Source organism: Hahella sp. CR1 (assembly GCF_029813005.1).
GTDB lineage: Bacteria > Pseudomonadota > Gammaproteobacteria > Pseudomonadales > Oleiphilaceae > Hahella.
Window position 1 is genome coordinate 84355 of sequence record NZ_JAPELK010000018.1, and the last position, 15905, is coordinate 100259.

Below are 15905 nucleotides of genomic sequence, written 5' to 3' on the forward strand. Positions count from 1 at the left end.
AGAAGACTGATGAATAAGCAAAAACGAGCGGAGATATTCGCCCGCTTAAAAGCGGAAAATCCCAACCCGACCACGGAGTTGGAGTACAACACCCCCTTTGAACTGCTGATTGCGGTGGTTCTGTCCGCTCAGGCCACCGATGTGGGCGTTAATAAAGCCACCCGCAAGCTTTACCCTGTGGCGAATACACCGGAAGCCATTTACGCGCTGGGCGTGGAGGGTCTTAAGGAATACATCAAGACCATCGGCCTGTTCAACAGCAAAGCGGAAAACGTCATCAAGACCTGCAAAATCCTGATCGAGCAGCACAACTCAGAAGTGCCGCAGACCCGGGAAGCCCTTGAAGCGTTGCCAGGCGTCGGCCGCAAGACCGCCAATGTCGTGCTCAACACTGCTTTCCGCCAGCCAGCCATGGCGGTGGATACACATATATTCCGGGTCTCCAACCGCACCAACATCGCCCCCGGCAAAAACGTGCTGGAAGTGGAGCACAAACTGATGAAGCACGTCCCCAAGGAATACCTGATGGACGCTCATCACTGGCTGATCCTACACGGCCGCTATATCTGCACCGCCCGTAAACCCCGATGCGGCGCCTGCGTCATATCTGATCTGTGCGAGTTCAAAGAAAAAGTGCTGGATTGATGACGTTCGACTTCCACCGCGATGGTTTTGAATGGCTGCGGGACGCACTGCCCGCATCATTGATCAACGCTATCCTGCAGGAAGTTGCCCGTGATGATGAGGTTAACTCCGGCTCCGGCGTGCGTAACGCAGAGTGCAAGTATGCAACGCTGAAGGAGTGGCTGGCCGGCGGCGACCTCAAGCGGCTGGCCTGTCGGTATTTAGAGGGAGCCCCACAGCAGGTCCGGACAATCCTGTTCAATAAGTCGCCGCGAAAAAACTGGCTGGTGACCTGGCACCAGGATAGAACCGTTTGCGTCAAAGCACGGTTTGATGCGCCAGATTGGGGGCCATGGTCTGAGAAAAATGGCGTTTTGCACGTGCAGCCTCCTATTGCGACGCTGGAGCGCATGCTGGCGTTTCGCATCCATCTGGACCCTACTGACGAGAGTAACGGCTGCTTGAAAGTCATCCCTGGGTCTCACCGCGAAGGACTGTTATCCCATGAACGTATCCAGCAAGTCGCCGCATCGTCGAAGCCCTTGTCCTGCGCCGCCCAGGCAGGCGACATCCTGGTCATGAAACCTCACCTGCTGCACGCCTCCAGCAAGGGAACGACGCCCAACCAGCGTCGTATTCTCCACGTAGAATTCAGCGACTATCCGCTGCCAGCCGGCGCGCAGTGGGTGAGTTAATCTCTACTGCCCTGTAGTCAGGTGTCGCAGGTAATCCGGCATCCTGGCGTCACTGCGGGTTTCCGGGTCCACTTCCGGCATTCCATACACCGTGCGCATGGGCACCACGCCCGCCCAGACCGGCTGATCCATATCCTCTTCTTTGTCTCTGGGTGGACCACTGCGAACTTTAGCGCTCGCTTCCACTATCGGCATGGCCAGCACCGCCGTCGCCGCCACTTCGTTACGCGTGTTGGGAATGATATTGTCCGAACAGCGACCGGGAATGATGTGATCCACCAAAGCATTCAGCACTTCATTCTTCATATCCGGGTCTTCAATCGCCTCGAACTGTCCAAACAAGACAACACTGCGATAGTTCATGGAGTGATGGAACGCCCGCCGGGAGAGCACCAGACCATCCAGTAACGTGACGCAGACGGACGCCTCACGCCCGTCTGCAAGGCTTTTAAACAGACGACCATTTACCGCGCCATGCACAATCAAATTATCGCCGTAGCGACAGTAGGCGGTTGGCAACACAAAGGGCGCGCCGTCAAACATAAACGCCACATGGCACAGAACAGACGCATCCAAGATACTGTAGATATCGCGGCGATCGTAACCCGCCCGGTCCCGTTTGCGGGTGAAGGCGGTCTTGGGGGTTATGGGCAGTACATCGTCAGTCATCGAACTTACTCCTTCCAATCACATCAAGCTATTGATGCAGGCAGATTAGCTTGAAATTGGACATCTATTAATGTCCACTTTAAACCTTTATAAAGAGTCCACTTTAGAGAAAGAAGATGACCGCTCCGACGCAAAATGCGAAGTCTCGCTATCTATCGCTGTATGAAGAGTTAAAGCAGTCCATTCTGGCGGGCCTGCTGCCGGAAGGAGAACGCCTGCCGTCCTCCCGAAGCATGGCGGACGCGCGAGGCCTATCCCGCACCACCGTCACCAGCGCTTACGACCAGTTGCTGAGCGAAGGTTATATCGTCAGTCGTCGTGGATCGGGCTGTTATGTCGCCTCACCGTTACCTGGCGTGGATTTTCCCACCGCCTCGCCGCCACAGACAAATCACTCTGGTCCTGCTCCAACTCTGTCTTCCTGGGGAGAGGCCCTCATGCGCCAGCGTCCCGTCAAAGCCATCCCGCCGCCGACGATAATTGATTTCCAGTATGGCAATGTGGATCTTGACGAGAAAAGCCAACATATCTGGACAAAATCCGCCCGTCACTGGGCGTACCGGCAAGGCCGCCATTATGGCGACACGCTGGGATTACCGGCCTTGCGGGAGGCGATATCCGCTTATCTGCAACTCAATCGCGCATGCCGCAGCCATCCCGACAGAGTCGCCATTACCTCCGGCGGGCAACAGGCGTTCGATCTGATTACGCGATTGGCGATCAATCCGGGCGACAGGGTTGCCGTGGAGAACCCAGGCTATCCCCGAGTCAAACAGTTGCTCACCGCTCTCGGCGCCAAGTTGATTCCCATCGCTGTCGACGAGGAAGGACTAAAAGTAGAGGATTTACCACAAGGCGAGGAAGCGCCCAAGTTGGTTTACGTCACGCCATCGCATCAATTTCCCAGTGGCTGCGTGATGTCCCTGCGCAGGCGGCTGGCGCTGCTGGAATGGGCGCAAGCGAACGACGCCTGGATTATCGAAGACGATTACGACAGCGAGTTTCGCTACTGCGGCAAGCCGATTGAGTCTTTACAGGGACTCGATCATCACGACCGGGTTATCTACGCCGGCACCTTTTCCAAAGTCCTGTTCCCCGCCATCAAACTGGGCTATCTGCTGCTCCCCAAAAGCTGGCTGGAGCCGCTCACTTACGCCAAACAAGTGACGGATCGCCACTCCCCCTGGTTAGAGCAACATATCCTCGCCGAGTTTATGCAAACGGGTGAATTCGAGCGCCATCTGCGCAGAATGCGTAAACGCTACGCTATTCGCCAACAAACCTTGGCGACGGCGTTACAGCGCCAGGAGGGCGACAGAGAGATTCTGGTGGAAGGCGATAACGCCGGCCTGCATCTGGTGTGTTGGATGCCCAGTCTGCCGCTGAGCGCTGTTTCCGCGTTCATAGAGCAAGTGCAAGCGCAAGGCGTACGCGTTTATCCCATACACCCGTTTTATCACGGAGAGCCTCCCGCAGCAGGTCTGCTACTGGGATTCGCGACCCTGACGCCAACGGAGATCACACAGGGAGTCGGGATAATCAAACGGACATTGCGAGAGTTCTAAATAGCCCCGTATACAATTCGAAACAGCGAGCCAATCCGATTGCAGGCATGATGAAGTCGTTGTGGAAGCAACGGTTTCCTTAACAAAAACAATAACCAATAGGGATATTCGCATGACAGTTCAAGCTAATAACGGAAATAACCAAGATTACTCCGTCGGGTTGGTCGCCGTCTCCAGTTGGCAAGGTTGGCTGCGGCACACGCCTCGCCGGCTGAATGTTCAGCAGGAAGGCGCCGGCGCCAGCAACCTGTATCGTTTATGGTCCACCTTTTCCTGGCAATCACCAAAAGGCTGCGTCGGCTACTTCAAGAATGGCCATACCGCTCTGGTCGTTCGCCAGGGAGGCGTCGTCACCCATGTGGTGGGATTTAATCCTGAGTCCTACCTGCTCGCCGGATTGTTACAAACAACCCGCGGCAACAACATCACCGTCAGAGGATTATGGTACGACGACTTCGCCATGATTCAGGACCCAACGGCGATCAGTTACGAAATCAACGTCACTCAGAATCAGGCGCAGGATTTCGATGGGGTGATCACATCGCTTATCGGCAGATCAGACCTGGGACCGCACTCTCCTTCCGACACGCCTTACTTCTACAGCTTCCGGCCAGCGGACATGGAAGCCCGAGTCAGCGGCCTGACCGGCAACTGCGGCAATATGGCGTTAGTGATTCTCTGCCAGTTTCTATATGACTGGCGCAAAGGGGAATATGTGGAGATGTTTCGCTCCTGGGTGAATCAAAACCGCAACACCCGCAACTTTGGCCAGGGCCCGTTAATGGGCGCCATCACCCAAAGCTTCGCCTAAGCGAAACGCGCTGTTCATAGCAAAGAGTTTCAAGTGACAGTTAGATGACAGTAAATTGAATCTTTTATGAACAGCGTGCTCTTATACACCATCAATATTACAATTTGATGGTGATTTAGTTTCAACCCCGCCCAAGTTGTACAAAAAATGACTGTTGAATATGCTGCTATCGGCGATATCCAGCTCGCCTATGAAACCTTTGGCTCACAAAAAGATCCCTGCATTCTGCTGATAATGGGCCTTGGCGCTCAAATGCTGGTGTGGCCGGACGCCCTGTGCGAACGCCTGGCTGCAAACGGGTATTTCGTCGTGCGTTTCGACAATCGGGATATTGGCCTCTCCAGCAAAAGCGATGGCGCGGGACATGCCCGTCCAGTCACCAACTTTCTCCGCAAGCAGTTCGGTTTGCGGGTGAAAAGCGCTTACACACTGAGCGACTTGGCCAACGACGCCATAGGTCTGCTGAATCACTTGCGGGTCGCCAGCGCTCATCTTGTCGGTGCATCCATGGGCGGCATGATCGCGCAAATCGCCGCCGCCAAATATCCTGAACGGGCGCTCAGTCTGACCTCTATCATGTCCGCTCCTGGCTTTAGCCGCCTCCCCGCCTTAAATCCGGCCAATCTGCTGGCGCTAATCAAGCCTACGCGCCCCAAGTTGCGGGCGGAGGTTATTGAAAGCAAAATCAGTCAGATACGGCGTATTGGCAGTCGCAGCTATCCATCCTCCCGATCAGAGTTATTACAGCGAGTATGTAAAGTGCTCGACAGAAGCAGCGTCGACCACGAGGGACTGCAGAGACAAGCCAGCGCCATTCTTGCCGAAGGCTCTTTGGTTGAGCTGCAAAAGCGCATCATCACGCCAACGCTGGTCATCCATGGCGATGAGGATTCGCTCATCCCTCTTTCTGAGGGCGTCGCCTGCGCCCGCAACATCCGTGACGCGCAACTTGAAGTCATCGCCGGCATGGGCCACGACTTCCCTTCCCCGCTGATAGCCCGCGTCGCCAAAGTCGTGTTGCAGCACGTTGGACAAACCGCCGCTCGTCCTGGGAACGCCTGCGAGCAAGCCTGATATTCACCCGCCAATCTCATTTGCAGCCATTGTCTTTAGAGTGAATAGACAGCTTGCCAGCGTCCCTGCTGCGCCTCTACCATGAGCTGGCGCGTCAGCGCATTAGCGCCCTCAGCTAGAACAGGAGAGTCAAGCCATGAGTAGAATCCAAAGCGTTAAGGACCGTCTGCAGGACACCACCGAGAAGTCCCTGATCCGACTTGAAAGCATTCACACATCCATAGCGGAAAAGCCGCTACTGGCGCTGGGTAAGATCCAGCCTTTTGAAGGCGTCGCCCATCAAGCCAGGGTATTGCAGCAGAATATGATTCATAAAACCTACCGGGGCATTCGGGATCTGACCGAAATGCAAGGCCAAATCGCCGACCAGATTATTCGTCTGATCCCCTGAACTGCGCCAACGTCGCCAACGTCGCCTGATGTATTAAAACCCCTTAGTTGTATTCCTGGCGACAGACGCAAAAAGGCGGTAATACCGCCTTTTTTATTTCACTAAACAGTGATCGCTTATGCGCCAGGGTGCAGGGTCAGTAATGCGTTGATATCCAGTTCCCCGCCTCTTCCCAGCTCCAGTTCAAGATACTGACGCATTTTGTCCGCCAGGAAGCCGTCTACACCGGGCAAGCCTGCTACGCCATGGGCCACCCAGGCGTCGAAACGGTCGTCGTTACCCACTACCTGCGCCGCTTCCAGCAACAGCGACTGTTTATAGTCCGACACCAAGGCTTTGAGTCTGTTTTGGGCGGCAATGCGCACCTCAGTATTCAGACGCGCTTCCATATCCAGATCAGACTCCACCATCGCCGATTTACGCGCCAAGCCAATCGTGTAGTGATCATCGTAATAATCGTCTTCGGAGACGACATTCACCGGGGTGTCGCTACGGCGACCATCTACTTCCATTACCAATGCAGAGCTGGCGGTCTTGGTTAGAATGTATCGCTCGTAATGGTAGTCGGAGTAAACATCCTCCATCACGGTTGGCGGAACCATCGAGAACTCGGTCAGCAATGAGTCCAGCTTGTGATCGGCTCGATCCAGTTTGCGGCCTCTCTTGTCGACTTCATCATCAGCTCTACGCACCTCCTCCCTTTGACGAGAAACCTTGTCCTTCAGACGGTCGACTTCTCTCTTCTGTGTGTCATATTGCGGGTCTGTGAGGTTAAGTTTGTTCAGTGCGCTTTCTTCTTTCGACAGATCCCGCTCCGCCGATTCCAGCTCCCGCCGCTCCCGTTTAAAATCGCGACGGGCGTCCCGCATATTGTCTTTGGCGCGATCCAGCTGATATCGCTGATCAGACACATCCCCCTGCAGACGAATAAAATCCGGGTTGCTCACCATCACCTGACCGCTGACGTATTGCTGCACTTCCGGCACGACGGACTCGCTCAGATTATAGTGAACCGGAGCCCGGGACATGCTCACGCGCGCCTCATTGCCAAGTTTGCTGCTTACTTTATTGACCAACTGCAGACCGGCTACGCCATACCCCAAGTCATCGCCGAAAACGCGCCGGTCGCTGTCCAACTTAATGCGAAACTGATGCTGCGTCGCTATCGTTTGATAAGCAGAGTTATATCTATCCCAAGCGGATTGCTCATGTGTCGCCTGCGCCACTTTGCCGTAAAGCAGCATGGCCTTGCCCAGATTATTGCGGTCATAAGCTGTGTTAGCGGCGCTTCTTACCTGGTTCAACCACGCGGTAAAGTCTCTGCGCGCCTGTTGCAGCCTATTCTGGGTGTCCTTATCGTTGGGCTTTAACTTCAAGGCTTCTTCGTACCTCTCAACCGCCAGTTCATAACGGCCTTGAGCGTAATACTCTTCCCCATCCTTGATCAGGTTACGGTGCGCGCATCCTGTTACAGCCAAAGCCACCAACGCCACTCCCGCAAACCTTTTGAAGCGATTAGACAACATTATCTTCCTACACCATTCTCATATTTTTCGAATATTACGACGGGACCTGATTTCACTACCCGATCCCATCGCCACTGCCTTTATGTGAGTCTATTTATATCCTGCGGCAGCTTAACCCTAACTGAATAAAACGGGCGAAATCGCCAATAGCGCCCATCGGCGACGGCAAATTAAGGCATCAGAGGGGTCGTTGGAAATGAAAAAGGCGGGAACCCCGCCTTTAACCAGAAAAGCCAGCCGCCTTCGGCTGTGAAGTGTGATTAGGAAGATATTGCCGAGACTATTTTGCGCCCAGCATCGCCTTCTTGAGTTCTTCCTGAGCCGGCTTGTCGGATAACCAGATACCAAACAAGGCTTCTTTAAAAGCAACGCCGCCATCAATCGTGGCCGCAAGCGCGTCGTTTTTATACACCTCTACGCCTTTGCCTGGGAGGTACACCAGATCGAATTCGTCATTTTCCTGGATCTCTTCATCGAACACGCCAATAAACTTATCGATATTTGCTTTAATGGGAGCCGTATTGCCATTGGTCGCGTTCTCAAAGCCCTCTGTAGTGGCTTTCTGCATCTTTTCACTGGTCACCATACCGGAAACCATATGCAGTTTGATCGCCATAGGCTCGTCCGCTTTCACAATCGCAGAAGCGTCCATATTCGCCTGCGGCAGGTATAAACCGCCCACATAAACGTCAATGAACCATTTGGAGCGCACGCCGGCGCCATTGAGCTTTAATTCAGAACCCGCTGCGCTAAGCGTGTCGGGAATGTCGACGCCAGCCACTTTGGCGGCCTGCGAGGAAGGGGATAGAACCAGCAAGAGCACAAGTGCAGAAATTAGTTGTTTCATATTTCATCCCTAGTTGCATTGATTGTTATTTAAATTATTTGCTGTTTATTGTTTGTAAGCGCTCAACGGTGCGGGGTAATTCCGAATCGGCGAGCGGACTCCATTATAGGCAGCCCGCAAAAGCGGTAGATAGGGTAAAACAGGTAGTTATACCGGGTTATGCGAGCTGGTTCGCAACTATAGGCGCAAGACAAACCTGACAGCAAGCCTAACCGGTCCATTAAAAAAGGGCGCTGGATGCGCCCTTTTTACTGTTACGACTGTGTAACCAAAAGTTACTTAAACAGTGTGTCTCCGGTCAAACCTTCTTTCTCCAGCAGTTCGCGCATGCGCTTGAGCGCTTCTACTTGAATCTGGCGCACTCTTTCCCGAGTCAGGCCAATTTCCTGCCCTACTTCTTCCAATGTGCTCATGGGATAACCGCGCAATCCAAAACGGCGGGCGATCACCTCCTGTTGCTTGTCAGACAATTGGTCAAGCCAACGGTCCAGACAGCCTTTAAGATCACTATCCTGCAACAGCTCGGCAGGATCATTGCTCGCCTCATCGGCGACGGTATCAAGAAGGGATTTTTCCGCGTTACCGCCAATCGGCGAATCGACGGAAGTGATGCGCTCGTTCAAACCGAGCATACGTTTAACATCCTTCACCGGCTTTTCCAGCAAGTCGGCGATTTCTTCAGCGCTGGGCTCATGATCCAGTTTCTGGGTCAGTTCGCGGGACGCGCGAAGATACACATTTAATTCCTTAACTACGTGAATCGGCAAACGGATCGTCCTTGTCTGATTCATGATGGCGCGCTCAATCGTCTGGCGAATCCACCAAGTCGCGTAAGTTGAAAATCTGAAGCCGCGTTCGGGGTCAAACTTTTCAACGGCGCGAATCAGACCCAGGTTGCCTTCTTCAATGAGATCAAGCAGGCTCAGGCCTCTGTTCACATATCTGCGGGCGATTTTTACAACCAGGCGCAAATTGCTCTCAATCATGCGCTTACGGCCTTTCTCATCGCCACGACGCGCCATGCGCGCAAAATGAACTTCTTCTTCCGGGGTTAATAATGGGGAGAAACCGATTTCGTTCAGATAAATCTGAGTGGCGTCGAGGTTTCTGTAGGATTGGCCTTCACCTAGGGAGAAACGACCGGTACGTCCTTGATCAATCGAGACAACAACATCACTTTCATCGTCTTCAAACTCTTCAGCCTCAATTTCGGCCAAATCGATATCAACATCGTAAGCCAAATCTTCTGCGTAAGATTCACGTTCTGCTGCCATGATGATGCCCTGCTCTCGTTAACCCCTTGCGGGGTATTGATGACGTTTTGCACTTGCTCAGGCGCAAGTTTTATCGTTTTGGTAGGTACTTGAGAGGGTCAACCGGATTGCCGTTTTTTCTTATTTCGAAGTGCAACATCGGTCGGTTGGTCCCTGTCTCACCTATCTCGGCTATCTTCTGCCCGCGGTTTATGAGGTCACCCTCCTTGACCAGTATCTTGCTGTTGTGCGCGTAAGCGCTGATGTATTCATCGCCGTGGCTCAGAATCACCAGCTTGCCGTAACCTAGCAAACCATTACCCGCATACACTACTTCGCCACTGGCCGCTGCTAAAACCGGGTCGCCGATTTTGCCGGCGATATCAACACCTTTATTGATGTCGCCTGCAATAGAAAAAGTATCAATAATCGGGCCATGATGGGGCCACCCCCATCCGGTAACAATTCGATCAGTTTTACTGGTTACAGGAGCTTTTTTCTTTTGTGTATTTTTGTAAACGGGAGCCTGGGCAGTTTTAGGCGGAGTAGTTTTCTTGGGCTTAACAGATGAAGTTTTCTTGGTTTTGACAGTCGTCTTTTTGGTTTTCCTGGATGGCTGCGCGCTCGCAGTCTGGTAACCATCCGGCACAACCAGAGAAATCCGCTGCCCCGGCTTAATCATGTAGGGAGCGGATATCCGGTTGATACGAGCCAACTCTTTATAATCCCGACCATATCTCCAGGCGATAGAATAGAGTGTGTCGCCTTTCTCTACGACATGGCTTCCCCAGTACACCGGAGGGTTAAATGCGGGGTCTCTATATATAGAAGGAGAGGTGCAGGCGCACAAGAATAGCGTGATCGACAAAGCGACCGATCTCAAAGCATAAAAAATGCCATTACCAGTATACAGTCTGTTACAAAACCTGTGTTTTTGGGATTTTAGACAATGCACTTTTTAGCTTTTTTTAAAACAAAAAGGAATTAATACAGCCTAGATTATTCTCATTATTTACAAAAGTTTCTAAATCGAACTCCTAAGTAGTTAAATTACAACTATATTCTATAGAGTTATAGATTGAATGCCGTCGGGTTCGCTCGTTATACCTGATACCAGAGGTAACACCACCAAGGAAAATAAGTAACACTAACGTGATTTAATTTCCTAAAAGTGTTCTCTCATTTTTGATAACCAAGTCTCACTTTTTCCAGCGCAACCACCATCAGCGCCCCGATAGCGAACAACGCCGCCACCATTAACACTTGCGCCGGCTCACCTGTGATCACCTCGTAACGAGAGGGGAAAACATTCGCCTGCACAAGGGGGACCTGAGCCCCATGAGAATCAATACGATATTCCAGCGTATACTTCCATGGCCAGACTTTGTTGAGAGCGCCCAGCATAAAGCCGGTCAGAACAGCGAGGGTGTAGTCGTGGTAACGTCTTAATAACCAGCTTAGCAGGTGGGTGAAAGACAGCAAGCCAATCAGGCATCCTGAGGCGAAGATGGACAAAGGCAGAATTTCAAAGCCTTTCACCGCCGCGAGGACCGGACCATAAATGCCAAGAAGTAACAGCAGGAAACTGCCTGAAACGCCAGGCAGAATCATCGCGCAAATGGCGATGGCGCCGCTTATGAACAGGTTCAGGTAGGTCGGCTCCAGGCTGGTAGGGCTCAAAGCCGTCAGCGCATAGGCCACCGCAGCGCCCAACCCGATCAACAACGCAGTTAGCGCATTCTTCTCTCTGATCGCCTTACCTACAAACCAGACGGAACCAAGAATCAATCCAAAGAAAAAGGCCCATATCAGATTGGGATGGCTCTGCAATAGAGAGCTGATAATCCTGGACAACGAAAAGACACTAGTGAGAATGCCGGCGAACAATGTCGCCAGAAAGGTTCCATCAATGTCTTTCCAAACCGCTGCGAATCCCTGCGTGCGCCAGATGCTAATCAGTCCCGGGCGAATTCGCCCAAGAGCTGAAATAAGCCGCTCGTAAATACCGGAAATAAATGCAATCGTCCCGCCAGATACGCCAGGAACAATATCCGCAGCTCCCATGGCCACGCCTTTCAGATAAGTCTTCCACATGTTATCGAACAACGCCTCCTAACAAAGGCACAAATCGAACCTGCTCCAAACTGCTCTCCTCTATTTCCGCGCCTTGTCTCTTATAGACCTTCAGCATCTGTTCGTTGCCGCCGCCAACCGGAATGACGAGACGTCCGCCATCCGCCAGTTGCTCCAGCAACTCCGATGGCGTCTGCTCTGGGGCCGCAGTCACCATAATCGCGTCGAAAGGCCCCTGTTCAGGCCATCCCCAACGCCCATCGGATAATTTCGCGCTAACGTTATTTAACTTTAGCGCCTTGAACCTCAGTTTCGCTTTTTCCAGCAGCGGCGCAATCCGCTCAACGGTATAAACCTGTGTGGATAACCGAGCCAGAATCGCGGTTTGATAACCCGATCCGGCGCCAACCTCCAACACTCGTTTCGGTTTCCAACCACTGCACAGCAACTCAGTCATACGAGCCACGATATAAGGCTGCGAGATCGTCTGGGAGTGTCCTATCGGCAAAGCAGTATCTTCATAGGCGCGATGCGCGAGAGCCTCGTCGACAAAAATATGCCGGGGAACCTCAGTCATCGCCTCCAACACAGCTTCATTCTGAATTCCGTTTTTCCGCAAGCGCTCAATCAAACGCAGACGCGTGCGCCGCGATGTCATGCCTATGCCTTGCAAGTCGAAGTTCACTCAGTATCTCCCAGCCAATCCTGTAGTTGATTAAAGGCGTCGTAGCGAGTCATATCAACATGAATAGGCGTAATGGAGACGTAGTTGTGCTCCACCGCGTAAAAATCCGTACCAGGTCCGGCGTCGTCCCCTTCTCCCGCCGCTGCTATCCAGTAACGCTTGCGACCTCTGGGGTCCACAATTTCGTGGGGCTCGCCGCCTTTCAAACGATGCCCCAGACGGGTTAACTGAATCCCGCGGATATCGTCTAAAGGCACGTCAGGAACATTCACGTTCAACACCGTACGCGGAGCGATCGGCGACTTCAGCTGTCTGAGCAGTAAGTTGGCGACCACTTTCGCTGCAGTCGCGTAGTTTTCTTGCCCTCGATTTACCAATGACACAGCAATTGCGGGTTGCGCCAAAAAGCGTCCCTCCATCGCTGCAGCGACGGTTCCCGAATACAGCACGTCATCACCCAGATTGGCGTGGGAGTTAATACCGGATACAACTCGCTCTGCGTCATAACCGAACATCTCGCTCAGCCCCATATGCACGCAGTCGGTCGGCGTACCATCAACAGCAAAGAAACCTTGTGAGGTTTTCTGCAGAATCAGAGGGCGAGTCAACGTCAGTGAGTTACTCGCTCCGCTATGGTCCCTATCTGGCGCAATTACTCGAATCTCAGCAATATTTTTTAGCTCATCCGCCAGAGCCGACAAACCTGGCGCATGCACGCCATCGTCATTGGACAATAATAATTTCACTACCGCTTTTCCTTTTTTCGCTACTCCCTCGTCACCAGCCTTTGCAGTCAATTGCTTCAATGATAGTGGCAATGGGAGGAGCTATTAGTAAACAGGTTTGGCTGGAATCAGTTTAATCTAAATACTTGGTCCAGCAATACAGAGGCGAAACAGCCGGAGCCAAGAGAGAATGTCAGCTCAATATCGTCATTGAGCCACTGCCAACTCATATCTACAGGCATAGCGACAAAAGGTCTCCGCGCTGTCCGCGCGCCGTCTTTGTGAATAGCGGTCAGCCATTCTGATAAAGATGCCGTTCTCAGTTGCTCAATCTCTCCGGCCGCCCCTGACAAAAACTCTGGGCCGCCCAGCATAGGGCCAGTGGGAACGGTGTATTCAGATACGACAGAGCTGGCGGCCGGAGCGCCTTCATCCCCATCAATCATGGTCGACCAGTCACCACGACGAACGCGCTCAGCCAGAATTTCATTAAATAAATAAGAACGCGCCGCAGACAAATACATCCCCAGATGGGCCTTCTTTTTCGGTTTTTGGCCTTCTACGAACCATGCATTCGCACGTTGTAAATTATAGCCATCGTGGCCAAAGCGCTGGTCTCCGAAATAGTTAGGAAAACCATTCGCCTGAATGAATGAAAGCTTTTCATCGATTTGCTCGTGAACTCCTTCCACCTGTCTGACCCAGATCTTAAAAGCATTTCCTGAGTGATCGCCACGGCGTAATTTTTTTTGCGTACGAGTAACGCTGAGCACTTCTACGCCTTCAATCTGTAACTGGCTCCAATCCGGCTCAGGACGTTTCCCCAAATAAACTGAAAACCATTGTCTCGTCACGGCATGACGATCCTTCAATCCCATTAACCCGATATCAAAATCACGCACACCACAAAAACGCGCGAGGTTACGAGATACCCACTCGGTATTCTGCCCGCGCTTTTCAATATGTAATAAAATATGCTCGCCTCCTGAGTCTGGGGGCGTCCATAATTCGTCCACCCCGAAGTCTTCCGGCGTTTGACGCCATATTCCAGGAGCCGTGTCAGTCCAAAGTCCAGGAAAGTTAAGATCAAAATTCATATCAGTTCTTTTGCGCCTCAAGCAATGCTACCGCATGACAGGCAATGCCTTCTTTACGGCCGGTATAACCCAGTTTTTCTGTGGTAGTGGCTTTTACGTTTATACAATCAATAGAAACATTGCAGTCAGCGGCGATGTTGACCCGCATGCTTTCTATATGGGGAGCCATCTTAGGAGCTTGCGCAACGATAGTTCCATCAATATTCCCCACCTTGTAGCCCTTCTCATGCAGTTTACTAACCACAGAGCGAAGCAGGTTTCGGCTATCCGCACCGGAAAAAGAAGGGTCGGTATCAGGAAAATGTTTACCAATATCACCTAAGGCTGCTGCGCCAAGTAAAGCATCACATATCGCATGTAGTAAGACGTCGCCATCTGAATGCGCCTGTAAGCCGCGATCATATGGAATCTTCACTCCACCAATGGCAATAAAGTCGCCACTCTCAGAAAACGCATGGACATCGAAGCCATGGCCGACTCGAAACAAACTCATTCTTCTTCCTGCATAATGCGGCGTAAGAATATCTCCGCCAGAGGTAAATCTTGAGGATGGGTAACTTTGATATTATCGCTATGCCCTTCTACCATTACTGGCCTTAAGCCCAGAGCTTCGATCGCTGAGGCTTCATCGGTAATATTGACGCCCTTTTCTAGCCCTTGCCTTAAAGCCGCCAATAAAATGCCAAACCGAAACATCTGTGGGGTGTACGCCCGCCAGAGATTAGTCCGGGGCACAGTATCTAACACTTCACCTGTCGCACTGGTCCTTTTCACTGTGTCGGCTACAGGCACGCCTAAAAGCCCGCCAGGTTGAGTATTCCATAACGACTGCATCAGATTGGAAATATCATTGATGCGAAAACAAGGACGAGCCACATCATGCACAAGCACCCAGTCTTCAGTAGAGGCGTGAGGCTCTATCTTCTCTAAAGCATTGAGCACTGAAGTCGACCGCTCCGCCCCGCCAGCGACTGGTATTGTCTTTCCAATATACTTGCCAGCAATCTCAGGCCACCATTTGTCTTGCGGATGAAGAGGCAAATAGATCTGTGATATTCCAGGCGCTGATAATAGCCGATCCAGCGTATGCTCAATAACGCTTCGGCCATGCAACTTCAAATACTGCTTAGGGCATTCGCCCCCCATGCGAGAGCCAACGCCTGCGGCGGGCACTATCACCCAAAGCTTATGCTCTTCCATACTGTCTACTAATACTAATCAAGCTCGATTTCGGCAAAAACCGGGCTAGTATCAGTGAAGCGAATAAGGAAAATCAAGAAAGGTTCAGTTTTCGATGAGCAAATAAAATTGCTCGTCAGGATACACCATCCCCAACTGGCTGCGAGCTCTCTCTTCAATCGCACTCTGTGCAAGTTTTAGCTCCATGACTTCAGCCTCAAGCCTGCGATTCCTTTCCGCCAATTGCTCGTTTTCTTCTTTCTGACTCTCAACCTGACGATCAAGCACCCAAGCCTGAGCGAAAGAACCTTCGCCAACCCAAAGACGGAATTGAAGGACGCCAATAATCAACGCCAAAACTGTCCACAACCAATTTACACGCATAGCAGAACGACAATGAGGTTATATTTTCGTCGTCAATGACATTTTGCGTCCCTGCTGCTTCAAGCAGATTCCGCCGTGATAATTTACTTTTTAATAGGGCGGAATCGCTTATTTTATAGACTCTATTATTTATAGTCGATAAGTGTTGATAATTTCCAGTAGAAAACACTTATAACTACATAAATTTAATGACATTTCTTTTTAAGAAAATTTAGCCCAATCGAATGAAACTAGAGCAATTAGAGCTAGGTGAAGAGGTATACAGGAGTAATAAGAGAGACTCAGATGCCACTTTGGGAGGGATACC

18 protein-coding genes are annotated in these 15905 nt (G+C 51.8%); 6 read left to right on the plus strand and 12 right to left on the minus strand.

All coding sequences use genetic code 11. The features are described 5' to 3' along the window. The first annotated feature begins 9 nt into the window (after positions 1–9). Together nth and ONV78_RS28725 are read left to right on the plus strand one after the other, a co-directional pair. Entirely contained in the window at positions 10–645 is a 636-nt protein-coding gene (gene nth, locus ONV78_RS28720; RefSeq protein ID WP_279507947.1) for an endonuclease III, read from the plus strand. After that, positions 645–1319, plus strand: coding sequence for a phytanoyl-CoA dioxygenase family protein (locus tag ONV78_RS28725; RefSeq protein ID WP_279507948.1), 675 nt, complete (start codon positions 645–647; stop codon positions 1317–1319). Before nth ends, ONV78_RS28725 begins: the two co-directional genes overlap by 1 nt. A gap of 3 nt (positions 1320–1322) precedes the next feature. On the opposite strand, the gene ONV78_RS28730 is transcribed toward ONV78_RS28725, so the two are convergent. After that, entirely contained in the window at positions 1323–1988 is a 666-nt protein-coding gene (locus ONV78_RS28730; RefSeq protein WP_216739802.1) for a pyridoxamine 5'-phosphate oxidase family protein, read from the minus strand. Positions 1989–2104: 116 nt separating this feature from the next. On the opposite strand from ONV78_RS28730, the gene ONV78_RS28735 reads away from it, so the two are divergent. The 4 genes from ONV78_RS28735 (at position 2105) to ONV78_RS28750 (ending at position 5829) form a co-directional block, all read left to right on the plus strand. Further along, positions 2105–3553: a PLP-dependent aminotransferase family protein gene (locus ONV78_RS28735; RefSeq protein ID WP_279507949.1), complete on the plus strand. Its 1449-nt coding sequence runs from the start codon at positions 2105–2107 to the stop codon at positions 3551–3553. Between the two features lie 112 nt (positions 3554–3665). Continuing rightward, positions 3666–4364 (plus strand): hypothetical protein, encoded by a 699-nt coding sequence (locus ONV78_RS28740; protein ID WP_279507950.1) that lies wholly within the window; start codon positions 3666–3668, stop codon positions 4362–4364. 147 nt (positions 4365–4511) lie between these two features. Further along, positions 4512–5438 (plus strand): alpha/beta hydrolase, encoded by a 927-nt coding sequence (locus tag ONV78_RS28745; RefSeq protein WP_279507951.1) that lies wholly within the window; start codon positions 4512–4514, stop codon positions 5436–5438. Between the two features lie 136 nt (positions 5439–5574). Further along, a complete protein-coding gene (locus ONV78_RS28750; protein WP_127972680.1) occupies positions 5575–5829 on the plus strand; it encodes a hypothetical protein in 255 nt (84 codons plus the stop codon). 116 nt (positions 5830–5945) lie between these two features. On the opposite strand, the gene ONV78_RS28755 is transcribed toward ONV78_RS28750, so the two are convergent. The 11 genes from ONV78_RS28755 to ONV78_RS28805 all read right to left on the minus strand — a co-directional run bounded on the left by ONV78_RS28755 (position 5946) and on the right by ONV78_RS28805 (position 15598). Further along, positions 5946–7355: a tetratricopeptide repeat protein gene (locus tag ONV78_RS28755; protein ID WP_279507952.1), complete on the minus strand. Its 1410-nt coding sequence runs from the start codon at positions 7353–7355 to the stop codon at positions 5946–5948. A 280-nt stretch (positions 7356–7635) separates the two neighbouring features. Beyond that, on the minus strand, positions 7636–8202 hold the full coding sequence (locus ONV78_RS28760) for a chalcone isomerase family protein (RefSeq protein ID WP_279507953.1): 567 nt from the start codon (positions 8200–8202) through the stop codon (positions 7636–7638). Between the two features lie 275 nt (positions 8203–8477). After that, a complete protein-coding gene (gene rpoS / locus ONV78_RS28765; protein WP_011395785.1) occupies positions 8478–9476 on the minus strand; it encodes an RNA polymerase sigma factor RpoS in 999 nt (332 codons plus the stop codon). A gap of 70 nt (positions 9477–9546) precedes the next feature. Then, positions 9547–10338 carry a peptidoglycan DD-metalloendopeptidase family protein gene (locus tag ONV78_RS28770; protein ID WP_347815437.1) on the minus strand — a complete coding sequence of 264 codons (792 nt, stop codon included), beginning with the start codon at positions 10336–10338 and terminating at the stop codon, positions 9547–9549. A 296-nt stretch (positions 10339–10634) separates the two neighbouring features. Further along, on the minus strand, positions 10635–11549 hold the full coding sequence (locus ONV78_RS28775) for a DUF368 domain-containing protein (protein ID WP_216739809.1): 915 nt from the start codon (positions 11547–11549) through the stop codon (positions 10635–10637). Position 11550: 1 nt separating this feature from the next. Then, complete coding sequence (locus ONV78_RS28780; RefSeq protein ID WP_127972689.1) at positions 11551–12213, minus strand: protein-L-isoaspartate(D-aspartate) O-methyltransferase; 663 nt, start codon at positions 12211–12213, stop codon at positions 11551–11553. After that, positions 12210–12959 carry a 5'/3'-nucleotidase SurE gene (gene surE / locus ONV78_RS28785; protein WP_127972691.1) on the minus strand — a complete coding sequence of 250 codons (750 nt, stop codon included), beginning with the start codon at positions 12957–12959 and terminating at the stop codon, positions 12210–12212. The genes ONV78_RS28780 and surE overlap by 4 nt, the downstream gene beginning before the upstream one ends. Before the next feature lie 107 nt (positions 12960–13066). Next, the gene (locus ONV78_RS28790; RefSeq protein WP_279507955.1) at positions 13067–14035 is read right to left on the minus strand and encodes a tRNA pseudouridine(13) synthase TruD; all 969 of its coding nucleotides are present in this window, start codon (positions 14033–14035) and stop codon (positions 13067–13069) included. A 1-nt stretch (position 14036) separates the two neighbouring features. Further along, entirely contained in the window at positions 14037–14528 is a 492-nt protein-coding gene (gene ispF, locus ONV78_RS28795) for a 2-C-methyl-D-erythritol 2,4-cyclodiphosphate synthase (RefSeq protein ID WP_279507956.1), read from the minus strand. Continuing rightward, positions 14525–15235 carry a 2-C-methyl-D-erythritol 4-phosphate cytidylyltransferase gene (gene ispD / locus ONV78_RS28800; protein ID WP_279507957.1) on the minus strand — a complete coding sequence of 237 codons (711 nt, stop codon included), beginning with the start codon at positions 15233–15235 and terminating at the stop codon, positions 14525–14527. Before ispD ends, ispF begins: the two co-directional genes overlap by 4 nt. 84 nt (positions 15236–15319) lie before the next feature. Next, positions 15320–15598 (minus strand): septum formation initiator family protein, encoded by a 279-nt coding sequence (locus ONV78_RS28805; RefSeq protein ID WP_127972699.1) that lies wholly within the window; start codon positions 15596–15598, stop codon positions 15320–15322. Between the last annotated feature and the right edge of the window lie 307 nt (positions 15599–15905).

Bases quoted from the DNA above. Each gene is read 5' to 3' on its own strand.
- nth (WP_279507947.1), top strand. From the start codon at position 10: ATGAATAAGCAAAAACGAGCGGAGATATTCGCCCGCTTAAAAGCGGAA.
- ONV78_RS28725 (WP_279507948.1), top strand. From the start codon at position 645: ATGACGTTCGACTTCCACCGCGATGGTTTTGAATGGCTGCGGGACGCA.
- ONV78_RS28730 (WP_216739802.1), bottom strand. From the start codon at position 1,988: ATGACTGACGATGTACTGCCCATAACCCCCAAGACCGCCTTCACCCGC.
- ONV78_RS28735 (WP_279507949.1), top strand. From the start codon at position 2,105: ATGACCGCTCCGACGCAAAATGCGAAGTCTCGCTATCTATCGCTGTAT.
- ONV78_RS28740 (WP_279507950.1), top strand. From the start codon at position 3,666: ATGACAGTTCAAGCTAATAACGGAAATAACCAAGATTACTCCGTCGGG.
- ONV78_RS28745 (WP_279507951.1), top strand. From the start codon at position 4,512: ATGACTGTTGAATATGCTGCTATCGGCGATATCCAGCTCGCCTATGAA.
- ONV78_RS28750 (WP_127972680.1), top strand. From the start codon at position 5,575: ATGAGTAGAATCCAAAGCGTTAAGGACCGTCTGCAGGACACCACCGAG.
- ONV78_RS28755 (WP_279507952.1), bottom strand. From the start codon at position 7,355: ATGTTGTCTAATCGCTTCAAAAGGTTTGCGGGAGTGGCGTTGGTGGCT.
- ONV78_RS28760 (WP_279507953.1), bottom strand. From the start codon at position 8,202: ATGAAACAACTAATTTCTGCACTTGTGCTCTTGCTGGTTCTATCCCCT.
- rpoS (WP_011395785.1), bottom strand. From the start codon at position 9,476: ATGGCAGCAGAACGTGAATCTTACGCAGAAGATTTGGCTTACGATGTT.
- ONV78_RS28775 (WP_216739809.1), bottom strand. From the start codon at position 11,549: ATGTGGAAGACTTATCTGAAAGGCGTGGCCATGGGAGCTGCGGATATT.
- ONV78_RS28790 (WP_279507955.1), bottom strand. From the start codon at position 14,035: ATGAATTTTGATCTTAACTTTCCTGGACTTTGGACTGACACGGCTCCT.
- ispF (WP_279507956.1), bottom strand. From the start codon at position 14,528: ATGAGTTTGTTTCGAGTCGGCCATGGCTTCGATGTCCATGCGTTTTCT.
- ispD (WP_279507957.1), bottom strand. From the start codon at position 15,235: ATGGAAGAGCATAAGCTTTGGGTGATAGTGCCCGCCGCAGGCGTTGGC.
- ONV78_RS28805 (WP_127972699.1), bottom strand. From the start codon at position 15,598: ATGCGTGTAAATTGGTTGTGGACAGTTTTGGCGTTGATTATTGGCGTC.